23 protein-coding genes are annotated in these 23,507 nt (G+C 42.3%); 1 reads left to right on the forward strand and 22 read right to left on the reverse strand.

Features of this window, described 5'->3' with window-relative positions; all coding sequences use genetic code 11:
• Nucleotides 1–92: 92 nt before the first annotated feature.
• Nucleotides 93–422, reverse strand: coding sequence for a hypothetical protein (locus ENLAB_RS01065; RefSeq protein ID WP_008380072.1), 330 nt, complete (start codon nucleotides 420–422; stop codon nucleotides 93–95).
• 176 nt (nucleotides 423–598) lie between these two features.
• Between ENLAB_RS01065 and ENLAB_RS01070 the strand changes: the two genes are divergently transcribed.
• Nucleotides 599–1,378 carry an ABC transporter ATP-binding protein gene (locus ENLAB_RS01070; RefSeq protein ID WP_077454523.1) on the forward strand — a complete coding sequence of 260 codons (780 nt, stop codon included), beginning with the start codon at nucleotides 599–601 and terminating at the stop codon, nucleotides 1,376–1,378.
• Nucleotides 1,379–1,539: 161 nt separating this feature from the next.
• Here the strand turns inward: ENLAB_RS01070 and coaE are convergent, their stop codons facing one another.
• The 21 genes from coaE to ENLAB_RS01175 form a co-directional block, all read right to left on the reverse strand.
• A complete protein-coding gene (gene coaE / locus ENLAB_RS01075; RefSeq protein ID WP_086292322.1) occupies nucleotides 1,540–2,133 on the reverse strand; it encodes a dephospho-CoA kinase in 594 nt (197 codons plus the stop codon).
• The gene (mutM, locus tag ENLAB_RS01080) at nucleotides 2,130–2,972 is read right to left on the reverse strand and encodes a DNA-formamidopyrimidine glycosylase (RefSeq protein ID WP_096742756.1); all 843 of its coding nucleotides are present in this window, start codon (nucleotides 2,970–2,972) and stop codon (nucleotides 2,130–2,132) included. Before mutM ends, coaE begins: the two co-directional genes overlap by 4 nt.
• Nucleotides 2,973–2,987: 15 nt before the next feature.
• Nucleotides 2,988–5,633 carry a DNA polymerase I gene (gene polA, locus ENLAB_RS01085; RefSeq protein ID WP_086292321.1) on the reverse strand — a complete coding sequence of 882 codons (2,646 nt, stop codon included), beginning with the start codon at nucleotides 5,631–5,633 and terminating at the stop codon, nucleotides 2,988–2,990.
• 125 nt (nucleotides 5,634–5,758) lie between these two features.
• On the reverse strand, nucleotides 5,759–6,451 hold the full coding sequence (locus ENLAB_RS01090) for a Bax inhibitor-1/YccA family protein (RefSeq protein WP_005235771.1): 693 nt from the start codon (nucleotides 6,449–6,451) through the stop codon (nucleotides 5,759–5,761).
• Nucleotides 6,444–6,917, reverse strand: a complete 474-nt coding sequence (locus ENLAB_RS01095; protein WP_005225996.1) for a MaoC family dehydratase — start codon at nucleotides 6,915–6,917, stop codon at nucleotides 6,444–6,446. The genes ENLAB_RS01090 and ENLAB_RS01095 overlap by 8 nt, the downstream gene beginning before the upstream one ends.
• A gap of 142 nt (nucleotides 6,918–7,059) precedes the next feature.
• Nucleotides 7,060–8,394 carry a UDP-N-acetylmuramate--L-alanine ligase gene (gene murC, locus ENLAB_RS01100; RefSeq protein ID WP_077454527.1) on the reverse strand — a complete coding sequence of 445 codons (1,335 nt, stop codon included), beginning with the start codon at nucleotides 8,392–8,394 and terminating at the stop codon, nucleotides 7,060–7,062.
• Nucleotides 8,395–8,508: 114 nt separating this feature from the next.
• A complete protein-coding gene (locus tag ENLAB_RS01105; RefSeq protein WP_077454528.1) occupies nucleotides 8,509–8,973 on the reverse strand; it encodes a SprT family protein in 465 nt (154 codons plus the stop codon).
• Nucleotides 8,970–11,156: a Tex family protein gene (locus ENLAB_RS01110; protein WP_244352238.1), complete on the reverse strand. Its 2,187-nt coding sequence runs from the start codon at nucleotides 11,154–11,156 to the stop codon at nucleotides 8,970–8,972. The genes ENLAB_RS01105 and ENLAB_RS01110 overlap by 4 nt, the downstream gene beginning before the upstream one ends.
• A 137-nt stretch (nucleotides 11,157–11,293) precedes the next feature.
• Entirely contained in the window at nucleotides 11,294–12,028 is a 735-nt protein-coding gene (locus ENLAB_RS01115) for a metallophosphoesterase family protein (RefSeq protein ID WP_200124609.1), read from the reverse strand.
• A gap of 164 nt (nucleotides 12,029–12,192) precedes the next feature.
• Nucleotides 12,193–12,564 carry a VOC family protein gene (locus ENLAB_RS01120; protein WP_081118582.1) on the reverse strand — a complete coding sequence of 124 codons (372 nt, stop codon included), beginning with the start codon at nucleotides 12,562–12,564 and terminating at the stop codon, nucleotides 12,193–12,195.
• Between the two features lie 22 nt (nucleotides 12,565–12,586).
• Nucleotides 12,587–13,000 carry a DUF1149 family protein gene (locus tag ENLAB_RS01125; protein ID WP_042890719.1) on the reverse strand — a complete coding sequence of 138 codons (414 nt, stop codon included), beginning with the start codon at nucleotides 12,998–13,000 and terminating at the stop codon, nucleotides 12,587–12,589.
• A 92-nt stretch (nucleotides 13,001–13,092) separates the two neighbouring features.
• On the reverse strand, nucleotides 13,093–14,145 hold the full coding sequence (locus tag ENLAB_RS01130; protein ID WP_077454533.1) for a SepM family pheromone-processing serine protease: 1,053 nt from the start codon (nucleotides 14,143–14,145) through the stop codon (nucleotides 13,093–13,095).
• Nucleotides 14,135–14,629 (reverse strand): pantetheine-phosphate adenylyltransferase, encoded by a 495-nt coding sequence (gene coaD / locus ENLAB_RS01135; RefSeq protein WP_005231326.1) that lies wholly within the window; start codon nucleotides 14,627–14,629, stop codon nucleotides 14,135–14,137. Before coaD ends, ENLAB_RS01130 begins: the two co-directional genes overlap by 11 nt.
• Before the next feature lies 1 nt (nucleotide 14,630).
• Complete coding sequence (gene rsmD, locus ENLAB_RS01140) at nucleotides 14,631–15,185, reverse strand: 16S rRNA (guanine(966)-N(2))-methyltransferase RsmD (RefSeq protein ID WP_081118584.1); 555 nt, start codon at nucleotides 15,183–15,185, stop codon at nucleotides 14,631–14,633.
• A 100-nt stretch (nucleotides 15,186–15,285) separates the two neighbouring features.
• Entirely contained in the window at nucleotides 15,286–15,630 is a 345-nt protein-coding gene (locus ENLAB_RS01145) for a YlbG family protein (RefSeq protein WP_077454534.1), read from the reverse strand.
• The gene (locus ENLAB_RS01150; RefSeq protein WP_140964800.1) at nucleotides 15,617–16,045 is read right to left on the reverse strand and encodes a YlbF/YmcA family competence regulator; all 429 of its coding nucleotides are present in this window, start codon (nucleotides 16,043–16,045) and stop codon (nucleotides 15,617–15,619) included. Before ENLAB_RS01150 ends, ENLAB_RS01145 begins: the two co-directional genes overlap by 14 nt.
• Nucleotides 16,032–17,162, reverse strand: a complete 1,131-nt coding sequence (locus tag ENLAB_RS01155; protein WP_244352240.1) for a CAP-associated domain-containing protein — start codon at nucleotides 17,160–17,162, stop codon at nucleotides 16,032–16,034. The genes ENLAB_RS01150 and ENLAB_RS01155 overlap by 14 nt, the downstream gene beginning before the upstream one ends.
• 15 nt (nucleotides 17,163–17,177) lie before the next feature.
• Nucleotides 17,178–20,606, reverse strand: coding sequence for a pyruvate carboxylase (locus ENLAB_RS01160; protein ID WP_244352242.1), 3,429 nt, complete (start codon nucleotides 20,604–20,606; stop codon nucleotides 17,178–17,180).
• Nucleotides 20,607–20,628: 22 nt separating this feature from the next.
• Nucleotides 20,629–21,792, reverse strand: coding sequence for an FtsW/RodA/SpoVE family cell cycle protein (locus ENLAB_RS01165; protein WP_077454538.1), 1,164 nt, complete (start codon nucleotides 21,790–21,792; stop codon nucleotides 20,629–20,631).
• Between the two features lie 2 nt (nucleotides 21,793–21,794).
• A complete protein-coding gene (locus tag ENLAB_RS01170) occupies nucleotides 21,795–22,094 on the reverse strand; it encodes an Fpa/YlaN family protein (RefSeq protein ID WP_010748186.1) in 300 nt (99 codons plus the stop codon).
• 369 nt (nucleotides 22,095–22,463) lie between these two features.
• Nucleotides 22,464–23,498: a diacylglycerol kinase gene (locus tag ENLAB_RS01175; RefSeq protein ID WP_081118589.1), complete on the reverse strand. Its 1,035-nt coding sequence runs from the start codon at nucleotides 23,496–23,498 to the stop codon at nucleotides 22,464–22,466.
• Nucleotides 23,499–23,507: the final 9 nt, after the last annotated feature.

Below are 23,507 nucleotides of genomic sequence, written 5' to 3' on the forward strand. Positions count from 1 at the left end.
AATTGTCAACTGAGCAGTAGTCTCTTGACTCTTCATCCACTCTGGTTAACCAAAAAATGCCTCGTCTAGAAGACGAAGGCATCCGTGTTCAGTTATAATTTATCTTCAATTCCAGTATAATGTTTCAGCTGGTCTGCATCTCGACGATCGGCAGAAGAAATTTTATTGGCATCAGGATTTTCGGCTCGCAACAATTCTTCACTGCTGACATTTTCTGGGGTAGTTCGATCATTGCGGGCATCGCGCTCGTCATTTTGATCTTCTAATTCGTTGACTCTTTTTTGATCGTGCTCTTTCTTGATCTGTCCTTCGTGTGCTTGTTCTTTCCCAGAATGGGCAAGTTCTTCATTATTGGTCCATTCACCGATTTTTTCTTTAGCCTTGCCAACGATCACATCTTTTTCGTCTTTAAAAGTACCCATAGTTTTCATCCCTCCTGTATAGTTTCATCATAACAAGCATTCTGAATTCTGACAAAAGATATGAATGCGATACCAACCGACCAGCGAAATTTGGAAGGATGTGTTATAATAGCAGGTATTATTTTCTGAATATTCTTATAAATGGAGGTGAAGAACCTAATTAGGTTCAATTATCGATGACAGTCCTTGATTTTCAACAGGTTTCATTCATTCGCAACCAGCAATTTTTATTAGAAACTATCAATTGGCAAGTGAAAAAAAATGAACATTGGGCGATTTTAGGCCTGAATGGCGCAGGCAAAAGCTTACTATTGCAACTGATAACAGGAACCTTATGGCCTTCTTCTGGTCAACGAACAGTCCTAGGTGAACGATATGGCAAAACATCTGTCCCGGATCTTCAACGGCGCATCGGTTGGGTTAGTTCCGCTTTACAAAATAAATTTTATGGACGAGATCTTACTGAAGAGATCGTTCTATCTGGGCTTTATTCCAGTATTGGTCTTTATGAAACTTATGATGAAAACCAATTAGACCAAGCAAAAGCGCTTTTGGCTGACTTGGGTCTGACTCATCTGATCCATCGTTCCTATCACGTCCTTTCTCAAGGAGAAAAACAATTTGTCATGATTGCACGTGCCATGATGGCACAACCAGAGATCCTGATTTTGGACGAACCTTGTACGGGTCTTGATTTATTTGCGCGAGAAGAACTGTTAGCACGATTGGAGGCTTTTTCAAAGCTGACAAATACACCCACCATTCTTTACGTTACCCATCATACAGAAGAGTTGCTACCGATTTTCACTCATTTGCTGATGCTAAAAAACGGCAAGGTCCATGCTGCAGGTAAACGAGAGGCCATTTTTACTGAGGAGGTTCTCACTACTTTTTATGATCAGCCGATCCTTCTTCACCCCTTCACAGGTGACCGAATCATTGTGACACCCAAGTAAGAGGTACGCATCAATGCATGGTAAACATTAGACACACAATGATTTTTGCCACAAGTCAACTTTTTTCAGAAACGATAGTTCTTTGTAGGATTACGAAGATTTGCTGTTGTACAAAAAAAGACAGCAGGTTTCCTTTGGTGAAAGGGAACCTGCTGCTTTATCTATTTGTTTATAGATGCAAACCAATCATCGATCTGCTGATTGAGTTGGGCGATCGTTCCTTGATTGTCAAAGACAATATCGGCCCGTTGTTTCTTTTTCTCAATTGACAGCTGACTGTCGATTCGCTGTTGCGCTTCTTGCTCAGTCAACTGATTGCGTGCCATCAACCGCTCTTTTTGAATGGCTTCTGGCACATAAATGACTGCGGTTTGATCCATGTATTGGTCATAGTCGGCTTCATAAAGCAAAGGAATGTCAACGATCAACAATGGCACTTCCTGCTTTTTTTCTTCGATCTGAGACAAAATCTCTTGTCGAATAAAAGGAGATAACGTCTGATTCAGTATCCGGCGTTTCTCTGGATCGTTAAAAATCAAAGCACCAAGGGTTTGCCGATCTAGGTGTCCATCATCGGTCAAAATCTGCGGACCAAAGGCTTGCGTCACCGCCTGCAAGCCCTCCGTATTCGGTTCAACGACTTCTCTTGCGATGATATCAGCATCAATAATCGGTAAACCCAGTGATCGAAAATGCGCGACTGCGGTACTTTTTCCGGTGGCAATCCCCCCCGTGACTCCTAAGACAAAACTCATTTGCTGGACCTCACATGCAATTTTTGGCACTGAGGACAAAAATGTGTCCCCCGTTGGGCAACTTTGATCTTGACGATTGGTGTACCGCATCTGCCACAAGGATTGCCCGTCTGGCCATAGACATTTAATGACATTTGGAATTTCCCGGCTTCTCCTAGTGCATTGAGATAGGTACGAATGGTGGTTCCGCCTGCTTCAACAGCTCGTTCTAAGACATCGATAATTGCTTCATGCAGCACATCTACTTCAGTTGGCATTAATGAATCCGCTGGTTGCTCTGGATGGATTTTCGCTTGCCACAGCGCCTCATCTACATAAATATTGCCCAAACCAGTAACGAGCTTTTGGTCAAGCAATAACGGTTTGATGGCTTTTTTAGACCGCTTCAATCCTTGTTCAAATGCTTCTAATAAAAACAATTCAGGCTTAGGCTCAGGACCTAATTGCATGATCCCTTTATAGGCTGCGCTTTGGTCTTTATCCACTAAGGTCATACGACCAAATTTTCTTACATCATGATAATTTAACTGACTGCCATCTGTAAAATGGAAAATGACATGTGTATGTTTATCAACAATTGGTTCTGACTCAAAATATTCATACTTGCCTTCCATTCGCAAATGTGAGATCAAATCATAATCTGTCAATTTAAAAATCAGAAACTTTCCGCGTCGTTCGAATTTTTCAAAGCGTTGCCCTTTCAAAAGCGCCGAAAAGATCGGCACTTCAGGACTTTCGATGATTCGCGGCCACAGGATCTCGACCGATTCGATCGTTTTATTCAAAACAAGTTTTTCAAGTCCTTTACGGACCGTTTCAACTTCTGGTAATTCCGGCACCTCTGTTCACCTCATTTATTTAGCATCGTACCATGTTTTGCCCCAATTGCTGTCTGTCAGTAAAGGTACATGCAATGCAACGGCTTGCTCCATCACTTCTTTCACTAAAGCGTCAAGACGAGGCAATTCAGATTCAGGTACTTCAAAGACTAATTCATCGTGTACTTGCAGCAGCATCGTTGCTGCTAATTTTTCTTCTTTCAAACGTTTCGCCAGATCGATCATGGCAATTTTTAAGATATCCGCCGCACTGCCTTGAATCGGTGTATTGATGGCAGTTCTTTCGGCAAAAGTTCGAATATTGAAATTGCGCGAATTGATATCAGGTAGGTAACGACGGCGATGATACAAAGTTTCAACGTACCCTTTGTCCTTCGCCTCACGAACGACATCCTCCATATACGTTTTCACCCCAGGATACTTTTCAAAATACGTATCGATGTATTGTTGGGCGGCTTTTCTGGTGATTCCTAGATTCTGGGATAAGCCATAATCAGAAATACCATAAACGATACCGAAGTTGACTGCTTTGGCTTGACGACGCATATTTGGTGTCACATCTTCTGCTTTTTCGATACCAAAGACTCGCATCGCTGTGCTTGAGTGGATATCTTGACCTTCGATAAAGGCTTCTTTCAAATGGGTATCATCTGAAATATGTGCCAACACCCGTAATTCGATTTGAGAGTAGTCAGAAGAATAGATCACCCAATCAGCTTCGCGTGGCACAAAGGCTTCGCGGATCTTTCGACCTTCTTCTAAACGAATCGGAATGTTTTGTAAGTTTGGATCGACAGAACTTAAACGACCAGTTTGGGTCAAGGTTTGCACATATCGCGTATGGACTTTGCCATCTCCTTGGATCACTTTTAATAAGCCTTCTACATAGGTTGATTGGATCTTAGCGATTTGACGATAAGTCAAAATGTCTTCAACGATTGGTGCTTGCTCTTTTAGTTGTTCTAACACATCGACTGCGGTCGAATAGCCAGTTTTGGTTTTTTTGATAACTGGTAAGCCCATTTTTTCAAATAAAATCACACCCAATTGTTTCGGTGAGTTTAAGTTGAAGGTTTCACCTGCTTCGGCATAGATTTTTTCTTCAATTTCATGCAACCGTTGCGCAAATTCGCCCTTCATCTGATGCAAGCGAGACGCATCAACTTTGATTCCAGTGATCTCCATCTCAGCTAAAATCATTGATAAAGGCAATTCCATTTCTTCAAATAGCGCTGTTTGATTCTTCGCTGCCAATTCTTCTGTAAGTTTTGGGGTTAGGTTTGTAATCGCCGCTACTTTACGGGCTAAATGAGCAAAGAAGTCTTCCTCATCCGCCGGCAGCCCTTTTTTCGCGCCTTTTCCATAAATCGCTTCATCCGATTGGATCGCATCATAGCCATAGTGAGCGGCAACACCTGCGATGTCATTATTCGTATCATTCGTGTCTAAAAGATAAGCTGCCAATAAAACATCAAAAGCGATTCCTTTTGGTGCTGTCGTGTACCGATTTAACGCCACGTACGTGCGTTTGGCATCATAGACGAATTTTTTACGTTTCTCGTCTTTTAACCAATCGGTAAAGACTGGACTTTCAAACAATTCTTCACGATTGCTGACATAAATTTTTTCTTGATTGCCCCAAGCAACACCGACGATGTCTTCCAAATGATAGTTATCCCCCATCATCTCGACATACAATGCTGTGTCTCCCTGGAACATATCCTCTGTTACTTCTTCAACGACCGAAAACAAAATGTCTTCCATCTCAACTGGTTCAGCTGTAATCTGCAGCTTATCTAAGAAGCTATTAAAGTTCATTTCTTGGTAGAATGGCACCAATTTCTCTAAATCTTTGCCTTCATATTTGAGTTTGTCAACATCGACCTCAATGGGCGCATCCACATCGATGGTTGCTAATTGTTTTGAAAGAAAGGCGATCTCACGATCATTGATCAAGTTTTCTTTCATCTTGCTTTTTTTCATTTCATCGATGTGTTCATAGATCCCCTCAACAGAGCCATATTCTTTCAATAGCTTGATGGCTGTCTTCTCACCAATTTTGGTGACGCCGGGAATATTATCGGAAGCATCGCCAGCTAGTCCTTTCATGTCGATGATTTGTAAGGGCGTTAGGCCGTCATATTTTTCAGCCACATGAGCGGGCGTATAACTTTCAATTTCGCTAACTCCTTTGACCGTAATGTCAACTTTCACGTGCTCCGTTGCCAGCTGGGTCAAATCGCGATCGCCAGATAAAACGACGACATCAAATAGCTCTTTATCGACTTTATTTGCCAATGTGCCAATGATATCATCGGCTTCATAGTTATCTAATTCGTAGTATTGAACACCTAACGCGTTGATCAATTCGCGAATGTAAGGCATTTGTTCTTTAAATTCCCCAGGGGTTTTTGAACGTCCACCTTTATAATCTTCATACATCGCTGTCCTGAAGGTGGTTTTTCCAGCATCAAAAGCCACTAAAACATGTGTTGGCTGTTCTTTTGCCATCACATTTTCAAACATAGTATGAAACGCATAGATGGCATTTGTGTGCAGCCCATTGGCATTTTTAAACCGTTCTAATGAATTATGCAACGCAAAAAACGCACGGAAAGCCACACTATTCCCATCAACGAGTAGTAATTTATTTTTTGGCATTTGATTACTCCTTTTCTCAAAAAGTTCCTCTTTATTCTATCAAAGAACGGGCACAAAAGCGATGAATTGCTTTGTTTTCTCTCTCATTTTATACAAAAAAAAAGGCGAGTTTCCTCGCACTTTTTTTAGTTGTTTTTTCCAAAGATTCGCAATAACGCAAGGAATAAGTTGATAAAATCTAAATACAGTTGTAGTGCCATGAAAACGGCCACTCCAGTATTTGCGCCACCATTCGTTGCGAAGTATACATTGCGGATTTGTTGATTGTCATAAGCGGTGATTCCCATAAAGACAAAGACGGTCACGATCGATAAAAAGAAATCAACCGGTTGACTGCGTAAAATAAATACATTCAAGAGCGTCGAGATGATGATCCCGATCAACAGACCATAGCCGATACGTCCAACCACACTTAGATCCCGTTTGGTCATGATCCCAAATGCTGACATGACACCAAAAGTGACAGCTGCGGAAACAAATGCCCCCACGATCGATCCAAAGTCATAGATCATCAGTGTCACAGACAAGGTCAATCCATTCAAGAGCGAATAGACTAAAAAGCCAGCAACGGTCAAGGACGGATTTTTCTGCGCCTTCACACCTAATACAATAACTAGAATGATCTGTAAGATCCAAAGACCGGTAAATCCTAGCGGAAAATTGTCGATAAATTGCAGGGTTTGCGCTTTGAAGACTTCCCCAAAAATATAGGCCGAGATCGCACTGATCGCAAGCCCAACGCCGAAGAATAAATACACTTTTGAATAAAAGCGATTTAAGCCTTGGGCTTGGACAGTTTCATTGTTTAAATTATTCATCTTGTTGTTCCTCCTCATTTTCTGCTACTGCTTTTGGCGGCTGGACCATGACCACAGCATCTAAAATACGATGATCTTCTGTGTTGATCGCTTCAACCGAAATAGTTACCACGTCTTTCATTTTATCCACTTTGATCACTTCGAATTCAAAGGTCAACGTTTCATAATGATATACAGGTTCAATAAAGTTTACCGAAAAATTGACTACATGAGAGCCAGGACCAGGCAAATGTTTCGATACGGCACTAGTGATGATCCCCATCAACATGATGGATGGCACGATGGGACGCTGATACTCAGTTTTTTGCGTGTAGTCATGTTGTATATACAAAGGATTTGCATCATTAGTAAGCCCTAAATATAACAACAGTTGATTGTCTTCGATCGATTCTGTTAAGGATAACGAATCGCCTTCCTCGATATCTTCAATACTTTTTCCTATTTTTCGCGGTTTCCCTATATTCAAAATTTAATTCCTCCAAAAAGAATAGTTTCATCTGAGTATATTCTATCAGATGCCGACAAAAGTGCAAGTTCGCGGTGCTGCTTTTGCAAAAACTTCAAAGGTAAAAAAACTCTTGCAGCAAACACGCCACAAGAGTCTTTGATTACAATACGTTACGAGTTGTATTGCTTAATAGTTTTTCATAGGCTGTTTCAAATTTTTGCACATCGCCTGCTCCCATGAAAATCACGACAGCATTTTGATGATCCAATAGCGGAGATACGTTCTCTTCTTTGATCACAGTTCCGCCTTTTTGAATTTTATTGCCTAGATCTTCAATTTTAACATCTCCTCGTGATTCACGAGCAGATCCAAAAATGTCACATAGATAGACATGGTCTGCAAGATCCAAGGCTTCCGCAAATTCATCCATTAAAGCGATCGTACGAGTAAAGGTATGCGGTTGGAAGACAGCAATTATTTCTTTCTCTGGATATTTTTGGCGAGCGCCATCGATCGTTGCTTTGATTTCTGCAGGATGATGGGCGTAATCGTCTACGATCGTCATATCCGCTACAATTTTTTCACTGAAGCGACGTTTCACTCCAGGAAATGAAATCATCTCCGCAGCAACTTCTTTCATGTCCAATCCTTCTTTGTAAGCAACAGCGATCACACTGAGTGCGTTGTTGATGTTATGTTGACCAAAAGCTGGCAAGACAAAATGGCCAATATTTTCACCATGGATAAAGACGTCGAACTCTGAACCTTGGGTGGTGCGTTCAATGTTTTTAGCTTGCACATCGTCGTTATCGTTGACCCCGTAATAGTAGATTGGGACATCTGCTTCAAGTTTACGCAAGTATTCATCATCCCCAAAAGCAAAAATGCCTTTTTTCACTTGATTTGCCATCGATTGAAAGGCTGAGAAGACATCCTCGATCGAGTGGAAGTAGTCTGGATGATCAAAATCGATGTTGGTCATAATTGCATAATCCGGTGAATAGGCTAAGAAATGACGACGGTATTCACAGGCTTCAAACGAGAAGAATTCCGCATCGGGTTCCCCATGACCGGTACCATCGCCAATCAAGAAACTTGTGGGACGGATGCCGCTTAAGACATGAGAAAGCAAGCCTGTCGTACTGGTTTTCCCGTGAGAGCCCGTCACAGCAATACTCGTATAGGGCTGAATGAATTGGCCGATAAAGTCATGATAACGAGTAACTTCTAAGCCAAGTTCTTTGGCTCGTACGATTTCTTCGTGGGTATCAGGGAAAGCATTTCCTTGGATAATGACCATTTCTGGTTGAATGTTTGCTTTATCGAAAGGCAACAATTTGATCGCTGCTTTTTCTAGATCACGTTGAGTGAAGAAATATTCTTCCACATCAGAGCCTTGTACTTGGTAGCCTTTTTCGTGCAGAATCAAAGCCAATGAACTCATACCGGAACCTTTGATTCCAACAAAATGATGTATTTTGTTTTGATTTTCCATTATTATAATCCTCTTTTCTCAAATCCGCGTCGTAAAAAAACGCGTGTATTGACAAATATCAGGTTGTCACACGACCTACATTATCATACAAAATGAAAAAAATAGCAACGAGTTTTATTTTTCGACTTGACTTTTCTCATCATTTCCTATTTCTAGCAAACGTCCGCGACATTTTCCACAAACATATTTTTTGATATCCACACGTCGCTGCCGCCGAATCACACAGCCGCAATTTTGGCATTGATAGCGATGTTTGGCTGTCCTTTTGGCAGGAGGTGCATATCGCAAGCCTCCCGTTCTTGCCAGCAATGCCTTGAAGGCAGGGTCTTGGTGACGGTGACCAAGACCTGCTAAATGCAAATGATAGTGACACAATTCATGCTTGATAATGCCGATAAAAACCTCCATCCCGTGTTCTGTGAGCATGGCTGGATTGAAATCCAAGTGATGATCACTTAGATGGTAACGGCCACCGGTTGTTTTTAAGCGAGAATTAAACACCGCTCGATGCGTGAATGGTTTATTGAAAACAGACAGCGACAGCTCTTCCACCAAGCGCTGCAATTCTTGTTGGGTCATTTAGCATTTCCTGGATCGACCATTGTTAAACTGATACGGCCTTTTTTGACATCTACTTGCTCGATCCAAACGGTTACGACATCACCGACGGAAACAACATCTTTCGGATGTTTTACAAACGAACGGCTTAGCTTCGACAAATGGACCAGTCCGTCTTGTTTGACACCGATATCGACGAAGGCACCAAAGTCGATCACATTTCGAACCGTTCCTTTCAGTTCCATTCCCGGTTTTAGATCTTCCATACTCAACACATCTTTACGCAATAATGGAGCTGGCATTTCATCTCGCATATCGCGTCCAGGCTGCATTAATGCCTTTAAGATATCCGTGATGGTTTCTTTCCCGACTGACAATTTTGCAGAAAGCTCTGCTGGGCGCAGTTGGGCAAGCTTCGCTTTATTTTCTTCCATTTGTTCTTTCCCTAGTTTCGCTAAAGAAATGCCGGCGATCGCCAAAATTTCTTTAGCAGTGTCATAACTTTCTGGATGGATCCCGGTATTATCCAAAATGACTTTTCCGCCAGGAATCCGCATAAACCCGATTGCCTGTTCATAGGCCTTTGGCCCTAAGCGAGGGACTTTTTTCAGTTGATTTCGCTGCGTAAATACCCCGTTTTCTTCTCGATAAGTCACAATATTTTGAGCGGTCGTTTTATTTAGACCAGCCACGTGCTGTAAGAGTGCCGCACTTGCGGTATTGACATCAACGCCTACTTGGTTGACGACTGTTTCAACGACAAAATCCAATTGTTCGGCTAAGCGTTTTTGTGAGACGTCATGCTGATATTGCCCGACGCCCACCGATTGTGGATCAATTTTGACTAATTCTGCCAGCGGATCTTGCAGACGGCGACCAATACTGATGGCACTGCGTTCTTCCACTTGCAGATCAGGGAATTCTTGCCGGGCGATCGGACTGGCCGAATAAACAGAAGCCCCTGCCTCATTCACGATCACATAATATACTTCTTGATCGATCAATTTTAATTGTTCAGCGACGAATTGCTCTGATTCCCGACTCGCCGTCCCATTACCGATTGCGACCATCTCGACTTTATAGGTTTGCAATAAGCGACGAAACGCTGGTCCAGCCGCTTCTCGCTTATTCATAGGCGCTGGTTTATGAGGATAGATCACTTCGATTGCTAGTACTTTTCCTGTCTCATCAATGACTGCTAGTTTACAGCCTGTACGATACGCTGGATCAAAACCTAAAACGACTTTGCCCTTTAGTGGCGGCTGCAGCAACAGATTGCGAAGATTTTCGCCAAAAATCGCAATGGCTTGTTCGTCGGCTTTTTCTGTTAATTCATTGCGGATCTCTCGTTCGATGGCTGGTGAAATAAAACGTTTCAGCGCATCAGCAGCTGCAGCTTCAACAAAACTGGCTGCGGGTGAATCACTATTTGTAATCAGTTTACGCCGTAGGTAATCCATGATTTTTTCTTCATCTGCCACAAGCGCGACCTTCAAGATGTCTTCTTGTTCCCCACGATTGGTGGCTAAAATTCGGTGGGATACCATCTTATTGATAGGATGCTGGAAATCGTAATACATTTCGTAAACGCCTTTTTCATCTTTTTCAGCATTTTTGACCGTGCTTTGATACAGCCCCTTGTTTGTGTAATAGCTGCGGATCCAACTACGAAACTCTGCAGTGTCACCAACGCCTTCTGCAATGATCTCGTGCGCGCCTGCTAAGGCATCTTCTACAGTAGGAACAGCATCACTCATAAATTCGGCCGCTTTTTCTTGTACGTCACCTGTTTTTGGAAAGCTTAACAGCCACTGAGCAAATGGTTCCAAGCCGTTTTCTTTAGCGATCGTCGCTTTGGTGCGTCGTTTTTGTTTATAAGGACGATACAGGTCCTCGACGGCCTGCATTTTTGTCGCAGCTAAAATCGCCTGAGATAGTTCAGGCGTTAGCTTTTCTTGTTCTTCTATCAAACGCAAAACCTCTTGCTTGCGCTTCTCTAAGTTTTCTAAGTACTGGTATCGCTCGTCGATTTCTCGAATCTGAACTTCGTCAAGTCCATTCGTCATTTCTTTACGGTAGCGGGCAATAAAGGGGACGGTATTTCCTTCTTGCAATAACTGCAACACCGTACTGATTTGTTTTTGGGTAAAAGCGGTTAATTCTTGTTTCACTAAATCAAGTACCTCTTGATTCATTTCTGCCATTTGTTCTCACCTTTCCTTTGTTGCTTTTGCTAGTTTAACATAAAAAAGACAGCCATTGAGCGAACAAGATTGCACGAAAACAACATTGCTTTCACGACTCTTGTTATGGCTGCTTTTGACTTTTCAAAAAAAGACTTTTAAAAGTCTGGTTGCCAAGGGCCTGCTAAATTTTGGTATTCGATGTCCTGAACGATCCCTTTCTCATCAAAAATCACGCCATGCACCGATCCACCAAATACTGCCCCGCCATCGATGCCGATTTTTTCATCTTGTTGCCAAAGATCCGTCGTCTGCATATCTCCATGCAGCATTGGCGTGATGGTATGACCAAAAACGATCGTTTTTCCTGTACGGTTTTTTCCTTTATGAAATGGCTCGCGAATCCAGATAAAATCGTGGTCAGCGGTCTTCCGCCAATCTTTTTTACTTAAATCCACGCCCGCATGGACAAAAAGATACTTCCCCCATTCGTAATAAAGCGGCCGCTCCATCAAAAACTCTATTAAGTCTCCATATCTACTTCGGATCATCAAGGCAATTTCCGTTGGAGAATACTCTTCAGTAGCTCCTGAATGTAAAAGACTTTCAATCGTTTCTTTACCGCCATTGCGTACGTAGGCGGCGAACCAATCCTCTGGGGCATTTAGAAATTGCAGAAAATACTCTTCATGATTGCCACGTAAATAAATCGCTTGATGTTCTTCAACTAATTTCTTTCCGAGCATTAAACACTCTTTGGACTTTGGTCCTCGGTCATTTAGATCACCAATCAAAAGCAACTGATGGATTTTAGGATCATATTCCGCAAGAAGACTTTTAAAAAGATCGGCCATTCCATGAATATCACTGATTGCATATAGATAGTTTTGCATAGTCATTCCCTCCTTAAAGGCAATTGAGTCTCTTATTATCAATTTTAGCCCTTTGGCTGCAAAATGTCTTGCATTAAAATCAAAAAACAATCATTCGTCTTGAACGGTTCGACAGCATAGAGTCGGGTTCATAAAGACGAATGATTGATTACGATCGGTAAAACCTATTTTCCTGAAACAGCAAAATAATTGCCATCCGGATCGGCAAAATTGAAAACCAGCTGTTCTTCCATCTGAATCAATTCACCGACTTCTGCTTCCATCTCTAGAAGCTTCTTATAAAGTGTCGTAATATCTTCTGCAAAAAACATGATCGATGGGGAATTTAATGCGACTTCAGGTGAGTGCGTTTCGATGAACTCACGGTCATATAAGACAAAATGAGCCTCTGCCTCTTTTGATGGCGCGATTTCGACGACGGATGTTCCATCAACGGTTTGTTGTTCAATGATCGCAAACCCTAGTTCTTGCCAAAACTCAACTGCTTTCGTCACATCATCGACGTATAGCATCACTTGCATTTGATTGGAAAACAATGGGCATCCCTCCTATTTCTCGTTATTTGTCTTCTTCCTTCGCTTCTTGCGCAGCATTCGAATTGGTATTAAAGTTCAATTGTAAACCTGGTTTGTCGGTTACGATCTCTGTCACTTCATAAGTCAAGCGTTTGACGATATCAAACAATGGTTCCACCAAGCGGTCAGTTTCGGCTTTTGTTAGATCTTCTCCGGAATTGACTTTACGATTCAAAATATGATTGACCTGTCCGACACGTCCTGACAAAACATAATCAGGGAACACCAATTGGAATTCTAGCCGAGCGCCAATAATACTATTTTTTTCCATATATTCTTCATCTTTGACTTTTAACGGCGCAAAGCCGACATTCAATTTGGTTTCCATTTCTTTGTCTTTCGGTTTCATATCGAAATGATATGCTTCAACGATCGGTTGTTGTCTTTTTAATTCCACTAGATTCACACTCCTTATCTAAAAGTATAGCATAACCTTTTCTTTGAGCCTACTGTATTCTTTAGACAATAAAAAAAACGGCGAGTGCCGTTTTAATTTGCTTCTTTTAGTGTTGCTAGATAATCCAAGGCATCTTGGACATTAGCGATCGGAACGATTTTCATATCCGTGTCTAACTTCTTCGCTGCTGCCACTGCCTCTTCATAATTCGTTTTTATGGAAGGATCTATTTCACGCTCTTCGTCAGTGATCTCATCATCTGGGGCAAAGAAGATTTCTGCACCACTTTCACTGGCACTCGCTACTTTTTTATCGATCCCACCGATTCGACCAACGGTTCCGTCAGCTGAGATCGTTCCTGTCCCAGCTATGTTGTGGCCTTTACGTAGGTTATCTCCGGTCAACTGTTCATAAATTTCAAGGGTGAACATCAAACCAGCGGAAGGTCCTCCGATATTGCCAGAATCGATCACGATCTCTTCATCAGAAGTGATCTCTGTATGATCGACGAGGGAGATGCCGATACCGGCTTTTTGATTGCTCTCCAGTTCAATTAGTTTGCCCGTTGCTTCTTTTTCTTCGCCATCTTGCAAGTAAGTCACGGTGATTTCATCACCAATGGTTTGACTTTGGACGTAGTCGATAAAATCTTGACTGCTTTTAAATTCTTTACCGTTGACTGCGGTGACGGTATCTCCAACGGATATTTTCCCAGCAAAGCTGGAATTTGGATCGATCCCCATGACATAGACCCCTTTATAGGTCATTTCATAAGGTAAGTCTGCCAGCTTTAATGCTTGCTCAATCGCACTATTTTGCGAGGATTCCATATAGTAACGTTGAATGCGGTTGTACTCCTCATCTGTCGCACCGCCTAAAAGTTCTTCCTCACTGATCAAGTCTTGGAATTCATTGAATTTCGTTCCAATCGCTGTGAACACGGTAGCTTGTCGAATCCCAACACTGGTCAAAGAAAAGGAGCCGGCTGAGGTGTCTTCTTTTTGATTGACGGTAATCAGCTCTTTTAAATCGATCGTTGCTCCTGGTTGCTCGATATAATAGGGAATCGGCAAAAAAGCACAAGCTGCGATGATCAGCGCTAAAACAAACAGAAGAAGATATTTGATCGTTGATTTAAGATTCATTGGTATCACGCTTCTTTACTATAGCATCGTAGATATTTTGAGGTAAATATTCGGCAACATCGCCGTTAAAGGTTAAGATTTCTTTCAACAAACTGGAACTGATGAAACTGTGTTTTGCGTCTGCTAAAAGAAAAACGGTCTCTAATGAGGGTTCTAGGTGATGATTCATCTCCATGATGTCCCGCTCATATTCATAGTCTTTCACACTGCGAATGCCTCTTAGCAGAAACTGAGCACCTAGTTTTTTTGCGATCGTAACCGTCAGCTCCGTTTCTTGTGCCAGAATCTTGACGTTAGGAATATGGGCGAGGGCTTCTTCGATCAAATGAACTTTTTCTTCACTCGTAAAAAAACTTTTTTTATTGGTGTTTGTAAAAACGCCGACGATCAATTCATCAAAAAGCGTGGCTCCTCGCTCGATCAGGTCAACATGACCGGACGTCAATGGGTCAAAACTCCCTGGAAATAAAGCAATCTTTTTCACGTTATCCCTCATTTCTATAGATCGTCACTGCCGATATGCCATAGGTTTGGGCACGGACCAAATGCAACGAGCCGATTTGTTCTGGTAAGTCGATGGACTTGTCTGTTTCGCAAACTACGTATGCAGACGGGCGAATCAATTCATCCTTCAGCATAGCTTCTAACTGTTGCAGAATCTCTTGCTTTGCGTATGGCGGGTCTAAAAACAAATAGTCAAAACTTTGTCCCTCAGCTGCAAACTGCCGTAAAGCTTGATTCGCATCCATTTTTAACACCGTGAACTTTTCGGGTTCTTTGGTTATAGCAATATTTTCGCGGATCACTTTGGTTGCTGGAAAACTACGGTCGACACAAACCGCATGATCAGCTCCCCGAGAGACCGCTTCGATAGCTAAGCCCCCGCTTCCGCTGAATAAATCCAGTACAACACCTCCATCTAAATATTGCCCTAACATGTTAAAAATCGCCCCTTTTACTTTGTCTGTCGTGGGGCGAGTGTTGTCTCCAGCGAGACTTTTTAATCTGCGGCCACCATATTCTCCGGCTACTACACGCATGCTTTTTTCCCTCCAAGATCTTCGTAAATACAAATATAGCACTGTTTCTATAAATAGCAATAAAAAAATGGCGGTGACTCAAGGCACCCCCACTTTTTTATTACACGTTTTCTGCCAATCGAATCATCGTATTTTTTTCTTCGATATCAAACCCTTCATCTTTCACTGGATAGGCTGCTGAAGTACCAATTTTTTCAGCAAAATCCATTTCGACATCTGGTCGATAGGAAGCTTCAACTTGTCGAACAAAGTGAAACTGCTCGATTTTTGCTTTTTTGCTTTCGTATTCTTCTTCGTTCAAATACATGACCACGTATTTCATTTTACGTGATACATAATGAACAAAACCAAAACGACGCAAATTTTTTAGTTGGCGTAGGCTGTAAACCCATACGATCAATCCTCGACGCTTTTGCATCGTAAAAGGCTCTTTATCCTCGTGCATGACAATTTCCTCCACAACTTGATTTTGATTGAAAAAAGGGACTCCCAGCGTCCACTTTGACAGAGGGAGAAAAACAAGTAGAGATCGCCACAGTCAGTTCATCCAGCAAACGCTGTAGTTGTGTTTCACTCCAGCGATACTCACTTACTTGTTCATTAAGATCCAACTGCCGCTTGGCTGTGCGCAACGCCCGTTTTTTTTCTTTGAAATCAGGCGCATACTCACCATAAGCTTCAATTCTTTCAAAATCCAGCTTCTTTTCTAAAAACGATCGCATCAATTCCTGAACAACAGGATCTTGATGCATAATTGTTTTCGCTTTTTGATAGGTTCTACACGTTTCACTTGCTTTGATCGCCATCACAAGTGAATCGATTTGATCTTCAATCTCGAAAAATGCTTCATCGTAAATCATCTGACGTACTATCCTCGGTCCCTTCCACATCTTCTTGCACTAAGACTACCATATTTGCTTCAGAAAAAGCAATTCCTATCTTTTCTGACTGTTCATAGGTCAGGCGTTCAGCAAATCTTGGGTTACTGAACCAAGACAAAATCGTAAAAGTCGGATCGTAAACAGGCGCTTCGAAGATCGAAGCAGATGCTTCCAATTCCTTATCCGCCAACAACTCTCGCCACTCGTCGTTCGTTAAAACAAAATTACTCGTTTTTTCTGAAGAAAGAGCGCGTTGATAAGAATGGATTCGTTGAGAAGTCAAATAGTCTGATAGATTATTCGTCAAATCAAATAAAAGTCCAGCTGCTTCTTGATGTGTTTGGGTATCCTGTGAGAAGCTTTCTAAGCCGATTTGCTGGCGAATTTTATCGATGATAACAAACGCCAGGGTCTCTTTTTCAAGGTTGGCTTGGGCTTGGTCAATTGTTTGCGAAACTTGAAACAGCGGTCGCTGTCCTTCCGTCAAGGGATAAGGTGCCAGTTTAAGTAGCGTGGTCTGATCCAAGTAAGTGACGGCTTGCAGTTGGGCAGTCTCCTGATCGAAGAACAAAACAGCAAAAGTCCCGTTGTCAAAAGCCACTAATGGACGATAGTTCATATCTTCTTCCATCAATTCGAAACCGATCGCACGATCATTTTGTGTCAAGGTAAAGTTAGGATAAATCATGGTCAACTCCGTCAAGTCAGTCAAGGTCATGCCCATCGTAAAAGGTGCCAGGGAAGAGCCCCCGGCGCCGATTACTTTGATTGCTTGCACACTTTCACCATCGGTATTGATCTCAACATACTGTTGATCGTCTAATTGATTGTAGACTCGAATTTCAAACTCGTAGCCCGAGCGATAGGTTTGAATGGGAAGACCGTAGACTTCTTCAAAATCCGAAACAGGCTCCCCAATCATTTCAGCTAATCCTTGGGCTGCGATCGGTTCGTAATTCATGGTTGTTGGCGCTTTGATTGGGTTTTCGATCGTCATTCTTGAATCTGAAGCGTTTTGCATGAATACTGGCTGCAAATACACGATTATTAGGGCCAGGACAAATAAGCCGCAAAACAATAATCCTCTCCGCTTCATCTGTGGATCGACTCCTTACTTCTCTTTGACTTCAATCAAAAGGTCTCCTGACTGAATTGGTTCACCATTGGTTACATACACATGTTCAACCACACCTGAGAAGCGAGCTTCGACAGAAGTTTCCATCTTCATTGCTTCCGTGACCATCAAGGTCTGTCCACGTGCCACTCGGTCGCCTTTTTTGACTAATACTTCTAAGACTGAGCCACTCATGGAAGCACCGATCTGTTCTTTATTTGTTGGCTCCGCTTTACGTTTTGTTTGAACAGAGCTGATGATAGAGTTGTCCTTAACGACGATTTCTCGACGTTGCCCGTTCAAGTTAAAGAAGAGGGTCCGGTTGCCTTCAATGTCTGCCTCACCGATCTCATCGAGACGAATAATCAAGATTTTGCCTTTTTCTAATTCAACATTGATCGTTTCACCTAAGCGCATGCCGTTAAAGAAAGTTGGCGTATCAAGGACTTTCACATCGGCAAACTGATCATAAGCTTTTCGATAGTCAAGGAAGACTTGCGGATACATCAAGTAGCTTAAGACTTCTTCATGTTTTGCTTCATAGCCGATTTTCTCCGCTAGTTCTTGCTTCACTTCAGCAAAATCAACTGGCTTCGCAAATGTTCCGGGACGTTCTGTAAAGGCTGGGCGTCCTTTTAAGATAATGCGTTGCAATTCTTTCGGGAAACCACCAACTGGCTGACCTAACTCGCCTTGGAAGAAGGTGATCACTGATTCTGGGAAGCTCAATGTATCGCCTTTTTCAAAAATATCTTTTTCTGACAAGCCATTTTGTACCATAAAGAGTGCCATGTCACCAACGACTTTCGAAGAAGGTGTCACTTTTACGATGTCTCCAAACATCATATTGACTTCATGATACATTTCTTTGATTTCATCCCATTTTTCGCCTAAACCAACGGCTTTGGCTTGCTGCTGGAGGTTGGTATATTGTCCCCCCGGCATTTCATGCTTGTACACTTCTGTTTGAGGTGCGTTCAAGCCATTTTCAAAGGAATGATAGTACATGCGGACATCTTCCCAGTAGTGGTTCAACTGTTGGATGTTGTCTACATTGATTTCTGGGCAGCGTTCGCCGTTCAATAGTGCATAATACAAACTACTCATACTTGGTTGACTCGTTGCTCCACTGACCGCTGACATAGCGACATCCACGATGTCAACACCGGCTTTAGTAGCTGCTGAGTAAGTAATGATCCCATTTCCACTGGTATCATGGGTATGCAGATGAATCGGCACATCGATCGTATCCTTTAGCTCACTGATCAAACGATAAGCTGCTTGCGGTTTTAATAATCCAGCCATATCCTTGATAGCAATGATATGGGCACCAAGGTTTTGCAATTCTTTCGCCATATCTTTGTAGTATTGTACTGAATATTTTTGACGGGTCGGATCATTGATATCCCCGGTATAACAAATCGTTGCTTCTGCGATTTTTCCTGTATCGCGAACGGCTTGAATACTTTTCTCCATTTGTGGAACCCAGTTCAAACTATCAAAGATTCGGAACACATCAATTCCTTGCGCTGCAGATTCTTTGATGAATTCTTCCAATACATTGTCTGGATAATTGGAATATCCCACAGCATTGGAGCCTCTAAACAACATTTGCAACAAGGTATTCGGCATTTTTTTCCGGAACATCCGCAATCTTTCCCATGGATCTTCTGTTAAGAAACGGTAGGCAACGTCGAACGTTGCTCCACCCCACATCTCACTTGAGAACAATTGCGGCAGACCCGCTTCTGTCATCGCGGCAATTTTCTTAAAGTCATGGGTTCTTACACGAGTTGCTAACAAGCTTTGATGGGCATCTCGGAAGGTTGTATCCGTCAGCAAGACATTCTTTTGTTGACCGATCCATTCAACGACTCCCTCGGCACCTTTCGTATCTAAAATATTTTTGGCGCTGACGAAATCAGGCGTTGCTTGGATGTGTTGTGGCATCCGTGGTTCATTGTAGAAAGGTTTCTTTTGTTTTTCGATTCCCGGGAATCCATTGATCGTGATTTCACCGATATACTTCATGGTTTTGTTTCCACGGTCACGAATCCGAGGGAAATTGAATAGTTCTGGCGTATTGTCGATAAAGGTGGTTTTGGCTTCACCTGAACGAAAGGCTGGATGAGAAACAACATTACGCATAAAGAGGATGTTTGTTTTTACACCACGTACTCGGAATTCTTTCAGACAGCGCATCATCTTTTGAATCGCTTGATCAAAGGTTGCCGCATGTGTACAGACTTTTACAAGCAGCGAGTCGAAATAAGGGGTTACCACCGCACCGGCATAAGCATTTCCAACATCCAAACGAACCCCAAATCCACCTGGAGAACGGTAAGTATCGATCTTACCAGTATCTGGCATAAAATTATTGGCTGGATCTTCCGTTGTCACCCGACATTGAATCGCAACACCCTCAAAGCGAATGTCTTTTTGTTCAGGAATCCCGATTTCTTTATGCAAGTCTTTGCCTTGTGCAATCAAAATTTGTGTCGTCACGATATCTAAATTGGTGATCATTTCAGTGATCGTATGTTCCACTTGAACCCGAGGATTTACTTCGATAAAGTAAAATTTGTCGCTTTCAACTAAAAATTCCACTGTTCCGGCATTGATATAGCCAACATGCTTCATCAGTTGAACAGCAGCTTGACAAATTTTTTCCCGCTGTTCAGTCGTCATTGACACACAAGGTGCCACTTCGACTACTTTTTGGTGACGGCGCTGAACAGAGCAGTCACGTTCAAATAGATGGACGACATTTCCGTGCGTATCCCCTAGAATTTGGACTTCAATATGTTTTGGATTACTAATATATTTTTCAACGTAAACTTCGTCACTACCAAATGCCGCTTTCGCTTCACTTTTGGCACGTTCGTAGCCATCACGTGCTTCTTTTTCATCATGAGCGACACGCATGCCTCGACCACCGCCGCCAAGAGCTGCTTTGATCATGATTGGATAGTCATGTTCGTCAGCGAATGCTAAAACGTCGTCAATCGATGCCACTGGACCGTCAGATCCGGGAATGGATTGAATTCCCGCATCGATCGCCGCTGCTTTTGCTTTGATCTTGTCGCCAAAAATATCTAAGTGGTGAGTGGATGGTCCGATGAAAATCAAACCTTCTTCTTCACAGCGCTGCGCAAAGCTCAGGTTTTCTGATAAAAAGCCGTACCCTGGATGAATCCCTTCGGCCCCGGCTTTTTTCGCTGTGCGAATAATATCTTCAATGTCTAAATACGCATCGATCGGTCGTTTGCCTTTCCCTACTAAATACGCTTCATCTGCTTTAAAGCGATGGACGGAGTATTCATCCTCCGCAGCATAAATACCGACTGTTTTGATTCCTAACTCCGCACATGCGCGGAAGACACGAATCGCGATTTCTCCACGATTGGCAACAAGAATTTTCTTCATCTAATCCACTCCATTCAATTGATCAATAATTCAAATAATATTGTTTCCTCTTTTCTTCGGCACTGATATTTAATACAAAACCAATACAAATCGACAGCATCAGCAAACTTGATCCTCCCTGACTTAGAAACGGAAATGTGATTCCCGTCAATGGGATCAAACCAGTGATCCCCCCTAAGTTGATAAAAATCTGGGACATAAATAGAGCCCCTATGCCGATACACATCATGGAATTAAAGGGATCTCTTGAACGAATACCGACAAGAAAGATCCGTCCCACCATATAGAACAAAACACCTAAAATGATGATCGATGGGATCAAGCCTAATTCTTCCATAACGATCGAAAATATATAATCGGTGTGCGCTTCGTTTAAGAAACCACGTTTTTGGATACTATTTCCAAGCCCGCGCCCGAACAGCCCACCGTTGAACATTGCGTAATACCCATTGACCATTTGATGACCAGTATCGTATTCATCAGCAAACGGGTTCAAAAAGGATGAAAAGCGACTGTAGACATACGCTGGCAAAAGCTTACCGCCGGTTAGATTCACAAATAGGACGATCAATGCGCTACCAACGATACCTGCCACGCCTAATATCAAGGTATACAGGTAATTCAGACCACTAGATAATAAAACGACAAAAGCCAGTAACATGACGATCACGGCATTCCCAAAGTCTGGGTAAAGGGCCATGATCCCGGTATAGACGAAAACGATTCCGATTGGGCGCCAAACCGTTTTCCAAAACTCCTGTTGAATGCCTTTTTGCCGATAAGATAGCGTCACAGATAAGAACCAAATAACAATAAACTTCAAGTACTCAGCTGGTTGAATGGAAAAACCAGCAATCGACAACCATCCTAGTGCCCCATTTCTTCTTGGAAAGAAGAAAGCAGCGATCAATAAGAATAAGATCACGATCATGGCGATCTGGACAAATTTTTTGTTCCGAAAAACATCCGTTTTCATTTTATACATGACAGTGATCGCTACTAGACTCAACAACCAAAAAATTGCTTGATTGATGACATAAGAAGCAGCTGTAGTTGGATTTGTAGCAGTCATCGCGACGTAGGACGTGGAGCTATAGACCATCATCAAACCCGTGACACACATAAAAATATACGGCAAGAGAATACTATAATCTAATAAATGTCTTTTCTTTACTTTTTCTGGCAAGTTTATGCCTCCTTGCCGATGTCAGGTGTCCGCTGGTCTTCATAGACCTCGCTGTACAATTGGTTCAAATCTTTTTCAAGATCCGCCATCAATTGTTGTCCTGTTTGATTATCGACGATCCCCAAGCGGATCGCAAATGCCACTTGCCGTGATAGACCATACATCTGAGTATCAACCACTTCTTCAAATGCTTTGCATTGTGCGATACATAAACTATTTTCTTGGTTTCGGATCAGCTTTTTGATTCGTTCTGCGTCATCTCTCAGCAGATCAAGCGCTTTTGTAGAATCGATTTGCTCCATTCCGGTCCCCCCATTTCTTCGTTTCACCATTATAGCATATTCTCCTCCGCTTTTGCATCCTTAGATTGCATAGAAATACGGAAATAACGAACTTTAATGAGCATATATTCTTAACGTTCGTTTTTTTAGGATAGAATGTCCTTTTTTCGTAATTTTTATTCGTTTTATCTTTGACTGCCTTCGACACTTTCGTGAAACAAACACACTTCGTGAAACACCGTTCGAAAAACGTCCTTTACAAAAATTTAAGAAAAGCTGTTCTATCAACTTTCCGAAAAAAAAATCCTATTACTTTTTCCACAATTCATTTTAAAAAAAGAACAGGTCCAAAAGTCCCTGTTCTTCCACTTTGCATGAAAAGAAAATCCTTTACTGTGTTTCGTCGCCGATTTTGCCATCGCCATTGATGTCCTCATCGGAAAGACGTTCGACTTCTTTAATAAATCCTTCGCTCATTTCTTGATAGTTCTGCTCACCTACGACCGCATCATCAGGGATTTGATCAACATTTGCAAAAAATTCGATATGATTGTGTAGATTTTCAAAGCGCATAGGAGCATCTCCGCCATATTCACCATCAAGGTTGATCATTAAACGATTAACCTGTTCTGGCGCGTCTACTTCAAGAAAAGATGTCTTCGTATAAATCAGACGACGATCGTTGATGTGCTTGCCACCATTCATCATCAAAGCGACTAAATGGACGATCTCAAAAATATTGGCTGTTTTGACAATAATCAGTGAAAACTTCCCATCGTCAAGCTTAGCGTCAGGGGCAATCTGTTCAAATCCCCCTACAGAATTCGTTAGTCCTAAAAAGAACATTGAGGCTCCGCCAATGTATTCTCCGTCTTCATACTTTAGATGCATTTTGATTGGTTTGACGCGGGGCAGTAATTCGGCTCCTTTTGCTAGATAAGCTAAGTAGCCAAAAACACTTTTCAACTCAGAAGGAACATCATAGGTCAGTTCCGTTAAGTGTCCACCAGCAGCAATGTTGATAAAATACGTATTGGGTGTTTTTCCGACATCCATCTTCACCGTCTGCTGTTTTAAAATCACTTCCGCAGCTGCTTTGATATCGGTCCGAGGAATCTTTAGTGCACGTGCGTAGTCATTGGTGGTTCCTCCAGGAATAATCGCCATCTTCGGGCGTTTTTCTAATGGAGCGATTCCGTTGACGACTTCATTGATCGTACCATCGCCACCGGCCGCTACCACCAAATCAAAACCAGCTTCACCGGCTCTTCTTGCTTCATCACGGGCGGAAAATGGTGCAGCGGTCGTGGCAAACGCACTCGCCTCATAACCGCCTCTTTCCAAAACATCTAAAATGTCTGCTAAATTTTTTCGAATCAATTCTTTCCCAGATGTCGGGTTATAGATTACTCTTGCTCTTTTCATCGCTTGCCT

This window comes from Enterococcus innesii (assembly GCF_022846515.1).
Lineage (GTDB): Bacteria > Bacillota > Bacilli > Lactobacillales > Enterococcaceae > Enterococcus_D > Enterococcus_D innesii.